At 53.9% G+C, this 15,090-nt stretch carries 13 protein-coding genes; 4 read left to right on the top strand and 9 right to left on the bottom strand.

The features are described 5' to 3' along the window. Positions 1–109: 109 nt before the first annotated feature. Positions 110–1,543: a serine endoprotease DegP gene (gene degP, locus OGY72_RS19925; RefSeq protein ID WP_003018567.1), complete on the bottom strand. Its 1,434-nt coding sequence runs from the start codon at positions 1,541–1,543 to the stop codon at positions 110–112. Positions 1,544–1,672: 129 nt separating this feature from the next. Continuing rightward, entirely contained in the window at positions 1,673–3,190 is a 1,518-nt protein-coding gene (dgt, locus tag OGY72_RS19920; RefSeq protein WP_286548987.1) for a dGTPase, read from the bottom strand. A gap of 83 nt (positions 3,191–3,273) precedes the next feature. On the opposite strand from dgt, the gene mtnN reads away from it, so the two are divergent. Genes mtnN through OGY72_RS19905 form a run of 3 tightly spaced genes read left to right on the top strand, consistent with a single transcriptional unit; the run spans position 3,274 to position 5,425 of the window. Continuing rightward, positions 3,274–3,972, top strand: a complete 699-nt coding sequence (mtnN, locus tag OGY72_RS19915; RefSeq protein ID WP_003829195.1) for a 5'-methylthioadenosine/S-adenosylhomocysteine nucleosidase — start codon at positions 3,274–3,276, stop codon at positions 3,970–3,972. Continuing rightward, a complete protein-coding gene (gene btuF / locus OGY72_RS19910; RefSeq protein ID WP_003829197.1) occupies positions 3,965–4,765 on the top strand; it encodes a vitamin B12 ABC transporter substrate-binding protein BtuF in 801 nt (266 codons plus the stop codon). Before mtnN ends, btuF begins: the two co-directional genes overlap by 8 nt. A 36-nt stretch (positions 4,766–4,801) precedes the next feature. Then, on the top strand, positions 4,802–5,425 hold the full coding sequence (locus OGY72_RS19905) for a TRIC cation channel family protein (RefSeq protein ID WP_286548983.1): 624 nt from the start codon (positions 4,802–4,804) through the stop codon (positions 5,423–5,425). A gap of 119 nt (positions 5,426–5,544) precedes the next feature. On the opposite strand, the gene erpA is transcribed toward OGY72_RS19905, so the two are convergent. The 3 genes from erpA to clcA are packed head-to-tail and all read right to left on the bottom strand — an operon-like array spanning position 5,545 to position 7,392. Further along, positions 5,545–5,889 carry an iron-sulfur cluster insertion protein ErpA gene (gene erpA / locus OGY72_RS19900; protein ID WP_003829201.1) on the bottom strand — a complete coding sequence of 115 codons (345 nt, stop codon included), beginning with the start codon at positions 5,887–5,889 and terminating at the stop codon, positions 5,545–5,547. After that, complete coding sequence (gene yadW, locus OGY72_RS19895; protein WP_122973801.1) at positions 5,882–5,947, bottom strand: small protein YadW; 66 nt, start codon at positions 5,945–5,947, stop codon at positions 5,882–5,884. The genes erpA and yadW overlap by 8 nt, the downstream gene beginning before the upstream one ends. Before the next feature lie 23 nt (positions 5,948–5,970). After that, the gene (clcA, locus tag OGY72_RS19890) at positions 5,971–7,392 is read right to left on the bottom strand and encodes a H(+)/Cl(-) exchange transporter ClcA (RefSeq protein ID WP_126319194.1); all 1,422 of its coding nucleotides are present in this window, start codon (positions 7,390–7,392) and stop codon (positions 5,971–5,973) included. Positions 7,393–7,560: 168 nt separating this feature from the next. Here clcA and hemL point away from each other — a divergent pair, with 168 nt between their 5' ends. Further along, positions 7,561–8,841, top strand: coding sequence for a glutamate-1-semialdehyde 2,1-aminomutase (hemL, locus tag OGY72_RS19885; RefSeq protein WP_286548979.1), 1,281 nt, complete (start codon positions 7,561–7,563; stop codon positions 8,839–8,841). A 113-nt stretch (positions 8,842–8,954) separates the two neighbouring features. Here hemL and fhuB read toward each other — a convergent pair whose 3' ends face one another. From fhuB to fhuA, 4 genes are read right to left on the bottom strand one after another with little or no spacing between them, the layout of a single operon-like run. Then, positions 8,955–10,994 (bottom strand): Fe(3+)-hydroxamate ABC transporter permease FhuB, encoded by a 2,040-nt coding sequence (fhuB, locus tag OGY72_RS19880; protein ID WP_286549037.1) that lies wholly within the window; start codon positions 10,992–10,994, stop codon positions 8,955–8,957. A 14-nt stretch (positions 10,995–11,008) separates the two neighbouring features. Further along, positions 11,009–11,899, bottom strand: coding sequence for a Fe(3+)-hydroxamate ABC transporter substrate-binding protein FhuD (gene fhuD / locus OGY72_RS19875; RefSeq protein WP_286548977.1), 891 nt, complete (start codon positions 11,897–11,899; stop codon positions 11,009–11,011). Beyond that, entirely contained in the window at positions 11,899–12,696 is a 798-nt protein-coding gene (gene fhuC / locus OGY72_RS19870) for a Fe3+-hydroxamate ABC transporter ATP-binding protein FhuC (RefSeq protein WP_003829206.1), read from the bottom strand. Before fhuC ends, fhuD begins: the two co-directional genes overlap by 1 nt. A gap of 47 nt (positions 12,697–12,743) precedes the next feature. Continuing rightward, a complete protein-coding gene (gene fhuA, locus OGY72_RS19865) occupies positions 12,744–14,993 on the bottom strand; it encodes a ferrichrome porin FhuA (RefSeq protein ID WP_286548974.1) in 2,250 nt (749 codons plus the stop codon). Between the last annotated feature and the right edge of the window lie 97 nt (positions 14,994–15,090).

The raw sequence follows: 15,090 nt of genomic DNA, 5'->3' as shown, positions 1-15,090 counted from the left end.
AATAAGCGGCAACATTGTGCAAATGCACAAAGCGAAAGGGAGAAGTATGGAGTTGTGGGAAGTATCACAAAAAGAAACCCCTTCCTGTGCAGGAAGGGGTTCAGGGAGATTACTGCATCAACAGATAGATGGAGCTGTCACCGCGCTGAATGTTCAGCGCCAGCACAGCCGGTTTGCTGTCGAGGATTTTGCGCAGTTCAGCGATGTTTTTCACCGGTTGCTGGTTCGCGCCGATAATCACATCCCCTTTCTTCAGGCCAATCTGTGCAGCCGGAGAATTCGGTTTCACGTCGCTTACCACGACACCTTTGTCCTGGCCTTTGTTGCTCATATCGGCACCTTCGATGCCTTTAAAGATAGAGCTGGAGTCAACCTGAGTCTGGCTGCTCTGCTGCAATTCCAGGTTCACGGTGACCGGCTTACCGTCACGCAGCAGACCCAGGGTGATTTTGCTGCCAACCGGCATCGTACCGACCTGCGCACGCAGGGCGGCGAAGCTGCTGATCGGTTTGCCATTCAGGGAGGTAATCACATCCCCAGCTTTAATCCCCGCTTTCGCTGCGGAAGAGTTCGGCATCACCTGGCTGACGAATGCGCCACGCTGGGCGTCAACTTTCATCGCTTTCGCCAGCTCAGAGCTCAGCTCGGTACCCATAATGCCCAGCTCACCGCGTTTAACCTGGCCAAACTCAACCATCTGCGAGGTCAGGTTTTTCACCATGTTGCTTGGGATCGCAAAACCGATACCGATGTTACCGCCGTCCGGCGCGAGGATCGCGGTGTTAATACCGATCAGCTCACCGTTCAGGTTGACCAGCGCACCACCGGAGTTACCCCGGTTGATCGCAGCATCCGTCTGAATAAAGTTTTCATAGTTCTCCGCATTCAGGCCACTACGTCCCAGCGCAGAAACAATACCGGAAGTCACCGTTTCACCGAGGCCAAACGGGTTACCAATTGCCACGGTGTAATCACCCACGCGCAGCGCATCGGAATCTGCCAGCTTAATCGCCGTCAGGTTTTTCGGATCCTGAATTTGGATCAGCGCGATATCGGAGCGCGGATCTTTACCCACGATCTTCGCGTCAAATTTACGACCATCGCTTAACTGAACTTTAATCACCGTGGCGTTATCCACCACGTGATTGTTGGTCACGACATACCCTTTCGCGGCATCAATAATTACGCCGGAACCGAGTGCCATAAATTTCTGCTGCTGGCCGCCGCCGTTACCAGCGCCCGGTGCGCCGCCCTGGCAGAACGGTGAACTCTGGAACGGAGAACCGTCCTGGCAGAACGGTGAATTATCACCGAAGAACTGCTGGAAATTACGCGGCATGCGCGGCGTATTTACCGTCGTGCTCCCCTCGACGTTAATACTTACCACCGATGGCATCACTTTTTCGAGCATCGGGGCCAGGCTTGGCATCTGTTGGGCGGTCATTGCTGAAGACGACGTCTCAGCCGCTGTAGCAGACAGGGGGGACAACGCCAAACCTAAACTCAGAGCCAGTGCACTCATTGCTAATGTGGTTTTTTTCATGTGTTTCGTTCTCGATTAACAGGTAACGCAAAATTGCTGTATACGTCAGAGTCGTTTTATAACGCTAAGTTCCGGAATTGAGTTTAAGGAAAAAGTAAAATTTTATTGGCCGTCTTTACAAATGAGTATTTATTGTTCTACGGCCATCAAGCGACGATATTCATCCCAGGCATACAAATCTGTCATCCCGCTGATATAATCCTGGATCAACCGGCAGCGATAATAATATTCCAGAACCGAAGACTCGGCGCACCCCGTCGATATTTTACTAACCGCCTCAACATACGCAAGACGATGGCGGGTAGACAACTTCTGAAATAAACGGGACTCGATAGGAAAACGTTTTACTCTTTCATTGTCGACCAGTTCAGAAAAATCTGACTGAGACATTTTCAATAACGGTTGATAGATCTCCAGCAACCCGCTGATCACCCGATAGCCCTGTAATTCCAGTTGCTCAACATCCGGATGGCTAAATACATGTTTTACCGCCACATTTTTATAAACACCCAGTAACTGGCTGAAGCTACTGGCATCTTCTAACAGTGCATGATTAAAGCTGCCTTCATAGATCTGCGGCAAATTATCAATAAACCGCTGGGCCGCATACGGCACCAGTTTATTCAGCGTATTGACGCGTAAATACATAAAGAACTGATCTTCGGTACTCCGGCTTAATGTATTTGAACGTGATTTTTCCCAGGCGTTCTCAACAACCTGACTAAACAGGGAACCTTTTTCGTGGTGCCCCCAAGCCTCATGCAGATGGTGATAAAGCTGCTCGACGCTAAAGATTCTTTTCTCAACGGCATCTTCCAGATCCGCTACGCAATAAGAGATATCATCGGCAGCTTCCATAATCCAGGTTAATGGAAAGCGACTGTAAGGCGCTAATGATAATTCTTTACGCAACCGCTCAATATACGGTTCTTCAGAAAGGTAATAACCCGGTTTCTTCATTAAATAGTTGTGCGTCTCGGGTGCACTGCCGCGCCACCACGCCGGACGGGTATATTTTAAAATACCGCCGACCTGCGCCCAGGTAAGGTTCATACGCATCAACGTATGCACAAGGCGAATACCCTGTGCATTGCCTTCAAAATGGCACAGGTCCTGGCGCACCTTGCGGCGAATATCATTCAGCGACTCCTCGCCTTCACGCAATCGTAATGCCGTCACCTGGCAGCGGTCATCACTCAGGGGCTGACTTTCCGCGTCGGCAGGATACAGCCGCTGGCGAAACCAGTCATTAATTGCCGCCTCCCCGAAATGGCCAAACGGCGGATTGCCAATGTCATGCATCAGGCAGGACATTTCGACAATACTCTCAAATGGCCCTGTCAGTTCATCCAGGCCATACTGCTCAAGCAGCTTTAGTTCTTTCAGTCGGCTGAGGATCTCTTTCGCGATATAGCGCCCAACCTGCTGAACTTCCATCGAGTGCGTCAAGCGCGTGCGTACTGCCGCATTACGCTCCAGCGGAAAGACCTGCGTTTTTTGTTGCAGTCGGCGAATGGCCGGTGAATTGATAATACGTCCGCGATCGCTTTCGAAAATACGCAGGATCTCATGCTCAGTCTTCACGCCCTGCGGCGAACGGTAACGACGATGCCAGTTTATTTTTTTTCGGAAATCGATCTGTGCCATGTCCTCTCCCGCCTGAGAAATGCGCTACCCCTTAAGCGCATGATAGACTATGCCCTCAAATCTGGCTTATCGCGAGTAAATCTATGAAAATCGGCATCATTGGTGCAATGGAAGAAGAAGTTACGCTGCTGCGTGACAAAATCGAAAACCGTCAGACCATCGCGCTCGGCGGTTGTGAAATTTACACCGGCCAACTGAACGGTACAGAGGTTGCGCTGCTGAAATCGGGTATCGGTAAAGTGGCTGCGGCACTGGGCGCTACGCTGCTGCTTGAACGCTGCAAGCCGGACGCCATCATTAATACCGGTTCTGCAGGTGGCCTGGCCTCTACGCTGAAAGTCGGGGATATCGTAGTTTCTGACGAAGCGCGCTATCACGACGCCGACGTCACTGCCTTTGGCTATGAATTTGGTCAGCTACCGGGCTGCCCGGCTGGTTTTAAAGCCGATCCTGCGTTGATTGCTGCCGCAGAGTCTTGCATCGCCGAACTCAATCTGAACGCCGTTCGCGGACTTATCGTCAGTGGCGATGCCTTCATTAATGGTTCCGTGGGACTGGCTAAAATTAAGCATAACTTCCCGCAGGCGATTGCCGTTGAGATGGAAGCGACCGCAATTGCGCACGTTTGCCACAACTTTAACGTGCCATTTGTCGTGGTTCGCGCTATCTCTGACGTTGCCGATCAGCAGTCCCATCTCAGCTTTGACGAATTCCTGGTGGTTGCCGCGAAGCAGTCAAGTCTGATGGTTGAAACGCTGGTACAGAAACTGGCGCATGGCTAAATTACTCTCCAGGGCGCTGGTCGCCCTGCTTTTCACTCTCCCGGCGTTCCTTTACGCCGCGCCGCGTGTTGTGACGCTTTCTCCTGCCAATACTGAACTCGCTTTTGCCGCTGGCATTACCCCCGTTGGCGTCAGCAGCTATTCAAACTACCCGCCAGAAGCCAAAAATATTGAGGAAGTCTCAACCTGGCAAGGGATGAATCTTGAACGTATTGTGGCGCTGAAACCTGATTTGGTTGTCGCCTGGCGCGGGGGAAATGCTGAGCGGCAGGTGAATCAACTGACCTCTCTGGGTATTAAGGTCATCTGGGTGGACGCCGTTACCATTGAGCAGGTTGCCGATGCGCTACGCCAATTAGCAGCATGGAGCCCCAAGCCTGAACAAGCTAAACAGGCGGCGCAAACCATGCTTGATGACTATGCTTTACTTAAATCTCAGTATGCCAACAAACCGAAAAAACGCGTGTTTCTCCAGTTTGGCGCCAATCCCCTGTTTACCAGTGGAAAAGGTTCTATTCAGCACGAAGTTCTTGAGGTATGCGGCGGAGAAAACATCTTTGCCGGTAGTCGGGTTCCCTGGCCGCAGGTTAGCCGTGAGCAGGTCCTGGCACGAGCCCCCCAGGCTATTGTTGCCACAGGCGGTCCGGGTGAAACTCTGAAAATTGAGCAATACTGGGGAAACCAGCTAAAAATACCCATTATTACACTTAATAGTGACTGGTTCGAACGCGCGAGCCCGCGTATTATCCTCGCCGCAAAACAACTCTGTAATGCGCTTTCACAGATAAATTAGCGCCTGCCCCACCAGGTCTGTTGTGAGGATTTAAAAATGCTCGTCTATTGGCTTGATATTATCGGCACCGCGGTATTTGCAATCTCTGGCGTATTACTGGCCGGAAAATTACGTATGGATCCGTTTGGCGTCCTGGTACTCGGCGTGGTTACCGCCGTTGGTGGTGGTACGATCCGCGATATGGCGCTGGATAATGGACCGGTTTTTTGGGTTAAGGATCCGACCGATCTGGTGGTGGCGATGATCACCAGCATGCTGACGATCCTGTTGGTACGTCAACCAAGACGCATACCGAAATGGATCCTTCCGGTGCTGGATGCCGTTGGCCTGGCGGTGTTCGTGGGTATTGGCGTCAACAAGGCATTTCTCGCAGGAACAGGGCCGCTGGTGGCGATTTGTATGGGAGTGATTACCGGCGTTGGTGGTGGGATCATTCGCGATGTGTTAGCTCGTGAAGTCCCGATGATTTTGCGCACCGAGATCTATGCCACAGCCTGTATTATCGGCGGGATCGTGCATGCAACGGCGTTTTATACCTTTGATGTTTCACTGGAAAACGCCAGTATGATGGGGATGATTGTCACCCTGCTGATTCGGCTTGCCGCCATTCGCTGGCATCTGAAATTGCCGACGTTTGCGCTGGATGATAACGGGCGTTGATGTGACGATACAGAACATGTAGGCCGGATAAGGCGTTTACGCCGCCATCCGGCACATTGCCCGGTGGCGCTACGCTTACCGGGCCTACACCATCAGACCATCAGTATTACAGACAGCAATCAGATGCTGAAAGAAGAACCACACCCGCAGGTGCTTTTCGCATTCGGGTTAGTCACAACGAAGCGGGAACCTTCCAGACCTTCGGTATAGTCAACCGCACCGCCCACCAAATATTGCAGACTCATCGGATCAACGACCAGACCAACACCTTGTTTTTCAATGGTCATATCACCTTCATTCACCTGGTCATCAAAGGTGAAACCGTACTGGAAACCGCTGCAACCACCGCCAGTGATATACACGCGTAATTTCAGATTCGGGTTTTCTTCGTCAGCGATCAAGCTTTTTACTTTATTGGCTGCTGCTTCAGTAAATTGCAGTGGCAGCGCTACGTCATCACTCATATTTTGCTCCAAACGACATCGGCAATTGGGTAAATTTCAACCCAATATTTTGGGCCATTATCTAATACCCTGGTATTTCGTTCAAGTATTCTCGCCAGCGGCAGTCCCCTGGCTTTTCGCCGCCTGCTCCGCTTCCTGTTTTGCCAGCGTACGAGCCAGGATAGTCGAGTATAGCGGCTTTCCGCCCATAAATTGGGCTAATAGTGTTGCGCCAAGACAGGTAATAATCATTGGCAAAATGAGCTGATAGTTATCAGTCATCTCCAGCACCAGCACAATACCCGTTAGCGGCGCACGCACCGAAGCAGCCAACAAAGCCCCCATTCCGGCAATGGCAAAGGTTCCGGCCTCCAGGTGATACTGCGGAAAAGAGGCTGCCGCAGCCATACCGAACGCCGTACCAAGCAACGTGCCCAACGCCAGCATCGGGGCAAAGATCCCACCGGGCGCGCCGGATGAGAAGCACAGTAGCGTGGTGATCACCCGGGTGATAAATATAAACAGCAGTAGACCGACGCTAAAATTGCCTGCTGCGGCAATCGGGATCAGGTTAAAGCCACCGCCTGCCGCTTCAGGTTGAATTAATCCGAGGATCCCGCACAGGCCACCGATCGCGCCGCCCATCAGCACCCATTTTTTAATTTCACCGCCGTGAAAGCGCTGGAACATATCCTGGGTACGCAACACCATAGTGTTGAACAACGGCCCGACACAGCCAAAAATAAGTCCGAGCACCAGATACAGCCACAGTGTATTTACTGGCGCATTAGACAACTTTCCGACTTCAATAATCGGGGCTTCGCCGTTGAAAATACGAAACACAATGCTCGACATTATAACGCCGGTAAACACGGCTTTGATCGACACGAGGTTATAGCGAAACTGCGGGCGCATCTCTTCAATAATGAACAGGATCCCCGCCAGAGGGGCATTAAACGCCGCCGAAAGACCCGCTGCCGCACCGGTAGCCAATAAGGTATGTCGCGCTTCGGCGCTACGCATGCGGAAAATATCCAGCACCATGCGCCCGAGGTTACCACCAATCTGCACGGTCGGACCTTCCCGCCCAAGCACCATGCCGGCTCCCAGCGTGCCCATGCCGCCAATAAATTTCACCGGCAGAACGCGCCACCAGCGCACCGGTCGCAGCTCTTCAAGCGCGCCTTCAATCTCTGGGATCCCCGAACCACCGGCTTCCGGCGCAAACTTACGCACCAGGAAATAGCCGACCATCGCCAGCAACGCGGAAAGAATAAACGCTAGCGGCCACAGCAGAATGGCATGGTCCGCAACCTGAGCCAGCGCGCCAATGCGCTGATTCTGCACCCAGGTCACCGCTTTCTCAAATGCCACGCCAACAAGCCCTGTCACTGTACCCACTACGGCAGCCATCAACAGGATCGCCAACGGCGTTTTGTCTCGTTCCAGGAGACGACGAATTTGATCCCTGCGGCGTAAACGCACAATTTGTTGTGCTTCAAAAGAGGGAGTGTCTGTCTTCATCAGATGATCATTAATTGGTAATACAAATACGGAATCGGCATTCTACTCGCACATTTCACGAAAATCCCCTGCAAATCGTATTGTTTCAAATGCGTAAAACTTTCATAACCTTCTCTGAATAACTAGAATAGCGGGCATTTACTTTTTCTACGAACCAGGACCCCATCCATGAGTAAGTCTGAAAATCTCTACAGCGCAGCACGCGAACTTATCCCAGGCGGCGTTAACTCCCCCGTTCGCGCCTTTACTGGCGTGGGTGGTACTCCGCTGTTTATCGAAAAAGCCGACGGCGCGTATCTGTACGATGTCGATGGTAAAGCCTATGTTGACTACGTCGGTTCCTGGGGACCGATGGTGCTGGGCCATAATCACCCGGCAATCCGTAATGCGGTGATTGAAGCAGCGGAGCGCGGTTTAAGCTTCGGCGCACCGACCGAAATGGAAGTGAAAATGGCGGAGCTGGTCACTGAACTCGTGCCGACCATGGACATGGTGCGTATGGTGAACTCCGGTACGGAAGCGACGATGAGCGCAATCCGTCTGGCGCGCGGTTTCACCGGTCGCGATAAAATCATCAAATTTGAAGGCTGCTACCACGGCCACGCCGATTGCCTGCTGGTTAAAGCCGGTTCCGGCGCGTTAACGCTGGGTCAGCCGAACTCTCCGGGCGTTCCGGCCGATTTCGCGAAACACACCCTGACCTGCACCTACAACGATCTCTCTTCAGTACGTGCGGCATTTGAACAGTATCCGCAGGAGATCGCCTGCATCATCGTTGAGCCGGTCGCCGGCAACATGAACTGCATCCCGCCGCTGCCGGAATTCCTGCCGGGCCTGCGTGCCCTGTGCGATGAGTTTGGCGCGCTGTTGATCATTGATGAAGTAATGACCGGTTTCCGCGTGGCGTTGGCCGGAGCGCAGGATTATTACGGCGTCGTGCCGGATCTGACCTGCCTCGGTAAAATCATCGGTGGCGGAATGCCCGTTGGCGCATTCGGTGGCCGCCGCGATGTGATGGACGCGCTGGCGCCGACCGGTCCGGTTTACCAGGCGGGGACGCTTTCCGGTAACCCAATCGCGATGGCGGCAGGTTATGCCTGTCTGACCGAAGTCGCTCAGCCGGGTATTCATGAAACGCTGAACGAACTGACGACACGTCTGGCGGAAGGTCTGCTGGAAGCAGCCGAAGAAGCGAATGTTCCGCTGGTAGTTAACCATGTGGGCGGGATGTTCGGGATTTTCTTCACCGATGCAGAAACCGTGACCTGCTATCAGGATGTGATGGCATGCGACGTTGAACGCTTCAAGCGTTTCTTCCACATGATGCTGGATGAAGGAATTTATCTGGCGCCGTCCGCATTCGAAGCGGGCTTTATGTCCGTGGCGCACAGTGAAGAAGATATCAATAACACCATCGACGCCGCGCGCCGGGTGTTTGCGAAATTGTAAAAAAGAGAACGTGCAGAAATGTAGGCCGGGTAAGGCGAAGCCCCCACCCGGCTTTTTTATTGCCGGATGTCGATGCAAAACGTCTTATCCGGCCTACATGAAAGGGGTCAGCCTCAGCGGCTCTGCTTTCTCAGCAGATAGATAAAGTACGGCGCGCCAATAAACGTCGACAATAACCCCGCCGGGATCTGATACGGAAACAGCACCATCCTGCCGCACCAGTCAGCAAAGACCAGCAACACGCCACCCGCCAGCGCAGAAATCAGCATATGCGGCATCGCCCGACGAAAACCCATCATACGGGCAATATGCGGCGCCATCAGCCCGACAAAGCTCAACGGTCCAATAGTCATGGTGGCTGTCGCCGTCAGCCCTGCCGCCAGCAGCAGTAACCCCACGCGTGATGGCGTGATAGCCATACCGACAGCCCGCGCCGTATCGCCGCCGAGCGGTAAAATTGTCAGCCAACGGCGGCACAGCGGCGTCAGCGCCAGCAGAATCACCATCACAATCCCGGTACGCAGTACCTGCTCTCCGCTCGCGTTATAGGTTGAACCGGAGATCCAGGTCAGCACGCCCGCCATGCGCGGATCGCCGCTGGCCTGCAGCATCATCAGCAGCATAGTAAACGCCGTACTGAGCGCCATGCCGGCCAGCAGCATACGGTGCGGTGAAAAACCACCGCGCCCGGCGGCAATCATAATGATAAGCAGAGTAGCCGCGGCCCCGAGGCTTCCGGCAGGCAGCAGCCAGCCAAAAGCATTTCCGGGGACCAAAAACAGCATGAGCACCACGCCAAATGCCGCACCGGAGCTAATGCCCAGCACTTCCGGACTGGCCATTGGGTTGCCGGTCAGACGCTGAATAATACAGCCCGCTACCGCCAGCATCACCCCCGCAATCAGGGCCGCCAGAATGCGAGGCCAGCGCCAGGGCATCAGCTCATCCAGCATCGCACCGCTGGCCCAAGTCCAGCCATGTGCGTCGCGGCCAAACGACAGCGCCACCACCAGAGTCAACAATAAGATTGCACCACCTGCCAGCGCAAACATCAGCACATTCTGACGCTCAGCGGCGATGCGATTACTGGCGTTCATATCCGGGGCGCTCATACTCCTTAAGCGCGGCAATAACCACAGCAGCAACGGTGCGCCAATCAGCGCCGTCACTGAACCGGTGGAGACTTCCATCCATACGCGGGTCAACCACAGAATGATTTGGTCGGAGAGCCAGAGGATCAACGCACCAATCAGCGGGGCCAGCACCAGACGAGCCAGCAAACGACGCGCACCGAGCATTTTCGCCAGCAGCGGTGCAAACAGACCAATAAAGCCGATAATCCCAACCGCGTTAACCAGTAAGGCGCTGATGACAATGGCCAGCGATAACGCCGCCAGACGCGCCAGCGACAACGCCAGACCAAGGTTACGCGCCACGCCGTCATCCAGTCCCATCAACGTCATTGGGCGTAATAACAACAGAGTCAGCATCACGCCGCCCAGCAGCTGCGGCCACAGACGCTGTACGCCGCTCCAGTCGGTTTGCGTTAGCGTGCCACTGCTCCATAAAAACATGCTTTGCAGCTGATCGTGATGGAAGATAACCATCAACTGGTTAATCGCCCCGCAGTACAGGCTGACCACCAGCCCGGCAAGGATTAACGTCACCGGAGAAAGGCGCTTGCCCCAGGCAACGCCAAACACCAGCGCCCCAACAACACATGCCCCTGCCAGCGCCGCAAATTGCGTGGTCAGCGCGCCTGGAATAGCCCACAGCGTGGTAACCGTAATGCCCAACTGCGCCCCGGTCGCAACACCCAGCGTGGTTGGCTCCGCCAGAGGGTTACGCAACACCTGCTGAAACAATACGCCGACCAGCCCCAGCCCGGCGCCGACCAGCAGAGAAATCGCCAGCCTCGGCAGCAGGCTATAGTGAAAAACCATCTGCTCAATGATGTCGATATCCGGTGACCAGATAGCCTGTTGCCACTGACTGCGCGGTAGCGCAACGGAGAAGTTAACCCATGTCAGCCAGCAGGCCGCAACAAACAGCACCAACAACAGCAACGCCGGATGGCGGCTTCGCCTTATCCGGCCTGGAAAGCGCCCGAACCGTAGGTCGGATAAGGCGCTTTTTGCGCCGCCATCCGGCATTTCAAGTTTCCTGCTCACGCTTTGCCTCCCAACGCATTATCCAGAATACGGGCAAAATGCATGGCCGATAGCGTTGCGCCATAAAACCAAACGGCAGGCACACGTTGAAAACGTCCGCTACGGACAAACGGCATCGCCTGCCATAATGGCGTAGACATCAGCGCAGCCATCTCTTTATCGTTGCCGTGATCAAAGCACAGCACATCGACATCCTTATAAGCAGCCAGACGGTCAATACTCACGGCAGTGCTACCCCAGAAGTTTGTTTCTCCCTGCCAGGAATTTGGGATCCCATATTCGTCCAGTACGTCCTGGAACAGGCTGTTTGAGCCAAACACCAGCATATGTCGCGAATCAAGCAAGGACGTAAGCAATACGGGGCGCGCGCCACGTTGAATGAAGCGCGGTTTCAGGCTGGCGATAAAACGATCGTACTCAGTCAAATGGCGTTCAGCAGAGGCTTGCAGATTGAACAATTGCGCCATTTCCTGCAGCGATTGTCGCGCAACGGCCAGCGGCTTTTTGCCATCGCTGAAGTTAAATCCCCGGCCAGGTGCAATCCGCGCCAGCTTTTCAGGGGAAGGACCATAGCCTGCCGACCAGAGCAGAAATGAGGGCTTCATTTCGGTCAACAGTTCGAGATTGGGCTCCGTACGTAGCCCGACGTCAATCACCGAATCAGGCAGAGGAGGTTCACTGACCCACAGCTTGTAGTTAGGGATATCTGCGATGCCGTACGGCGTAATCCCCAGCGCCAACAGCAGCTCTACCGGCAGCCATTCCAGCGCGACAATGCGCTGTGGATCAACCGCCGCGGCGTGCGCCGTATTCATCCGCCACAGCAGAGGCGACAGCGCCATCGCCGTAAGCAATCGCCGACGGGTAATATGATGTAATCCGATCATTAATAGACAAAACTCACGGGTGCGGCACCGGCCGGATGCGGCAAAATGCCCATCGGGATACCGTAAATTTGTTCCAGAGTTTCACTGCGCATCAGTTCAGCAGGCGTTCCTTGAGAAATCATCTCACCACCGCGCAACGCAACTAAGTAATCGCAGTAACGGGCCGCCATGTTGATATCATGCAGCACCGCAACCACCGTCAGTCCGCGCTGCTGGCTTAAGCGGTGCACCAGCGCCAGCACGTCAACCTGATGGGCGATATCCAGCGCGGATGTTGGTTCATCAAGCAGCAGGCAGCGGCTGTCCTGTGCCACCAGCATGGCAATCCACGCACGTTGGCGTTCCCCACCGGACAGGCTATCGACCAGACGGTGCGCCAGTGGTTTTAAACCGACCAGCGAAATCGCTTCTTCTACTTTCTCTCTATCGGCAACGCCAAAACGCCCCAGCGCCCCGTGCCATGGATAACGACCAATCGCCACCAGTTCGCGTACGGTCATCCCTTCTGCCTGCGGCAACTGTTGCGGCAGATAGGCAACCTTGCGGGCAAACGCTTTGCTGCTCCAGCTCTCCAGCGGCTGTTCATCGAGCAGGATTTCACCTTCTGACGGCGGCTGATGACGTCCCAGCATTTTCAATAACGTCGATTTACCGGAACCGTTGTGGCCGATAAGACCAGTCACTTTTCCCACAGGAAAAGTTAATGAGAGAGGATGCAATAGCGTGCGGCCAGGCACACGAAAGGAGACATTACGCAACGCAAAAGTGGTGTCAGGATGGGATCTGTTTTCCTGCATAGCAGCCAACTTGTAAAACGGGCACGCAAAGCGTGCCCAAAGAGAAATTAGAAACGGAAGGTTGCAGTTGCAACGACCTGACGTTCTGCGCCCCAGAAGCAGCCATAGGTATTGAAGCAGCTGGCGACGTATTCACGGTCAAACAGGTTGTTCACATGCAGCGCCACGTTGGAGCCAGCCATACCTACACGCGCCAGATCGTAACGCACTAACGCATCTACCAGCGTGTAGCTTCCCACTTTGAAGGAGTTTGCCGGATCGCCATAACTGGAACTAGTATAACGAACACCCGTACCCAACGTCAGCCCGGAAAGCGCACCATCATAGAGGGTGTAATCCCCCCACAGTGATGCCATATGTTTTGGCACCTGGGCAGGCGTATTGCCTTTGTAGTTGGTGTCAGTGGTGTATTCCGCATCGGTATAGGTATAAGAACCAACCACGTTAACGCTGGCTGACAGCGCCGCTTTCGCTTCAATTTCTACACCACGTGAGCGAATTTCGCCGCCTTCAACTGACCAAATCGATCCATTCGGGTCGGCCATCAGGTTGTTGGTTTTGGTCAACTGGTAAACAGCACCGGTCAACACGATCGGACGATCGCTCGGTACGTACTTCACGCCCGCTTCGTACTGCTTACCTTTAGATGGCGCAAAGATATTACCGCTTTCCCCAACCTGAGAATTTGGTTCAAACGATTCGCTGTAGCTGAAATACGGGGTCACACCGTTGTCGAACAGGTAGTTAACACCGCCACGCCAGGTAAACTCTCTGTCATCACGGGAATCCAGCACGCCAGACACACGATTCAGTGAGTCCTGCTTAGCCCAGTCGTAACGGCCACCCAGAGTGAACAGCACCTTATCCCACTGCATCTGATCCTGAGCGTACAGGCCAGTTTGTTCCTGTTTATTCAGAACGCGATAAGGTGCGCCTGGTCCATTATGCGCCCCAAAATCAAAGTCGCTACGGTCAAGGTTATAGATATCAGACGGCGCTACCGAACCAGCCCAACCGAACCAGGAGTTGATATCGTTACGCATACGCATATAGTCAACGCCGGTCAGCAATGTGTGATCCAGGGAACCGGTGGCGAATGTGCTCTGCAACTGGGTATCAACAGAGAAATTCTGCAATTTTTCATTATCGTCAACGTACTGACGAGTCAGCGTGTGATCCCAATCAGACTGAGGGATGCTGGCGCAAGGGCTGTTAGCCGGATCTTTGGTATACAGCGGATCGGAGCACATGCCGTAGCCGTACACGCTTTTCTGCGACACTTTGTTTTGGGCATAACGCAGGTTCTGACGTACGGTAAAGGTGTCGTTAAATTCGTGGTCGAAGCTGTAGCCCACCATCTTCTCGTTACGAGAGTAGGTATTGTTGTCCGCACCTTCGTTGAAATCGGTCGGCAGACGTGAACCATTTGGCAGCTTAGACACGGTCCCCTCTTTCGGCAACCAGCCGTAATAACCGGTTTCCGGCTCGTTCTGGAAGTAGGAGAGGAAGGTGAAATTCGTCTTATCATTCGGACGCCATGTGAAAGATGGCGCGATGGCATAACGTTGTTCTTCTGCGCCCTGCTGCTGCGCATTCGCGGAACGCGCCAGGCCGGTCAGACGGTATGAGTACACACCATCGTCATCCAGCGCATCGCTGAAGTCAAAACCTGTCTGGAACAGACTGTCTGTGCCCATTTTGAACTGAACTTCTTTCAGCGGCTCCGTTGTCGGGCGCTTGCTGACCATGTTCAACAACCCACCCGGGTTGCTCTTTCCGTACAGAACGGAAACCGGACCACGCATCACTTCAGCGCGTTCCAGCATATAGGGGTCGATAACCGCATCGTTGTAGAAGTTGCCCTGCATCTTCAGGCCATTCAGATAGTTATTCTGACTTTGGCCGTCGGCGGCAAATCCGCGAATAATCAGGTAGTCATAGGTATTAGAAGCACCACGCGTGCCCACGGCAACGCCCGGGGTGTAGCTGAGTGCTTCTTTAACCGATTTCGGCTGATGCAACGCCATCTCTTCGGCGGTGACCACTGAAATAGACTGCGGAACTTTCTGAATAGGAGTATCTGTTTTGGTCGCCGTAGCAGACTGTCGTGCAGCGATGGTTGCCGCTGGCCCCCATGCGCTTTCCTGCGGAGCAGGTGCAGCAGTTACGGTGATGGTTTCTTCTTTCGGGTCAACCGCCGCCTGTGCATAGACAGACATGCCGCTAACCGCTGTGGCTACCACTACTGCGAGTTTACGCAGCGATGAACTTGGCTGAGCAGTTTTAAGACGCGCCATTGGTATTTCTCTGATGAAAGTGAATGATAACGTAAACGAGAATTATTATTATAACGGCAGCATAATATTCGAAACTCTGGCGAGATAGCAAGCAATA

The sequence above is a fragment of the Citrobacter sp. Cpo221 genome (assembly GCF_030332345.1).
Taxonomy (GTDB): Bacteria; Pseudomonadota; Gammaproteobacteria; order Enterobacterales; family Enterobacteriaceae; genus Citrobacter; species Citrobacter portucalensis.
This window is presented reverse-complemented; position numbering and strand designations above follow the sequence as displayed.

Excerpts from the sequence above, each read along its gene's own strand:
- degP (WP_003018567.1), bottom strand. The coding sequence starts at position 1,543 with ATGAAAAAAACCACATTAGCAATGAGTGCACTGGCTCTGAGTTTAGGT.
- dgt (WP_286548987.1), bottom strand. The coding sequence starts at position 3,190 with ATGGCACAGATCGATTTCCGAAAAAAAATAAACTGGCATCGTCGTTAC.
- mtnN (WP_003829195.1), top strand. The coding sequence starts at position 3,274 with ATGAAAATCGGCATCATTGGTGCAATGGAAGAAGAAGTTACGCTGCTG.
- btuF (WP_003829197.1), top strand. The coding sequence starts at position 3,965 with ATGGCTAAATTACTCTCCAGGGCGCTGGTCGCCCTGCTTTTCACTCTC.
- OGY72_RS19905 (WP_286548983.1), top strand. The coding sequence starts at position 4,802 with ATGCTCGTCTATTGGCTTGATATTATCGGCACCGCGGTATTTGCAATC.
- erpA (WP_003829201.1), bottom strand. The coding sequence starts at position 5,889 with ATGAGTGATGACGTAGCGCTGCCACTGCAATTTACTGAAGCAGCAGCC.
- clcA (WP_126319194.1), bottom strand. The coding sequence starts at position 7,392 with ATGAAGACAGACACTCCCTCTTTTGAAGCACAACAAATTGTGCGTTTA.
- hemL (WP_286548979.1), top strand. The coding sequence starts at position 7,561 with ATGAGTAAGTCTGAAAATCTCTACAGCGCAGCACGCGAACTTATCCCA.
- fhuB (WP_286549037.1), bottom strand. The coding sequence starts at position 10,994 with ATGCCGGATGGCGGCGCAAAAAGCGCCTTATCCGACCTACGGTTCGGG.
- fhuD (WP_286548977.1), bottom strand. The coding sequence starts at position 11,899 with ATGATCGGATTACATCATATTACCCGTCGGCGATTGCTTACGGCGATG.
- fhuC (WP_003829206.1), bottom strand. The coding sequence starts at position 12,696 with ATGCAGGAAAACAGATCCCATCCTGACACCACTTTTGCGTTGCGTAAT.
- fhuA (WP_286548974.1), bottom strand. The coding sequence starts at position 14,993 with ATGGCGCGTCTTAAAACTGCTCAGCCAAGTTCATCGCTGCGTAAACTC.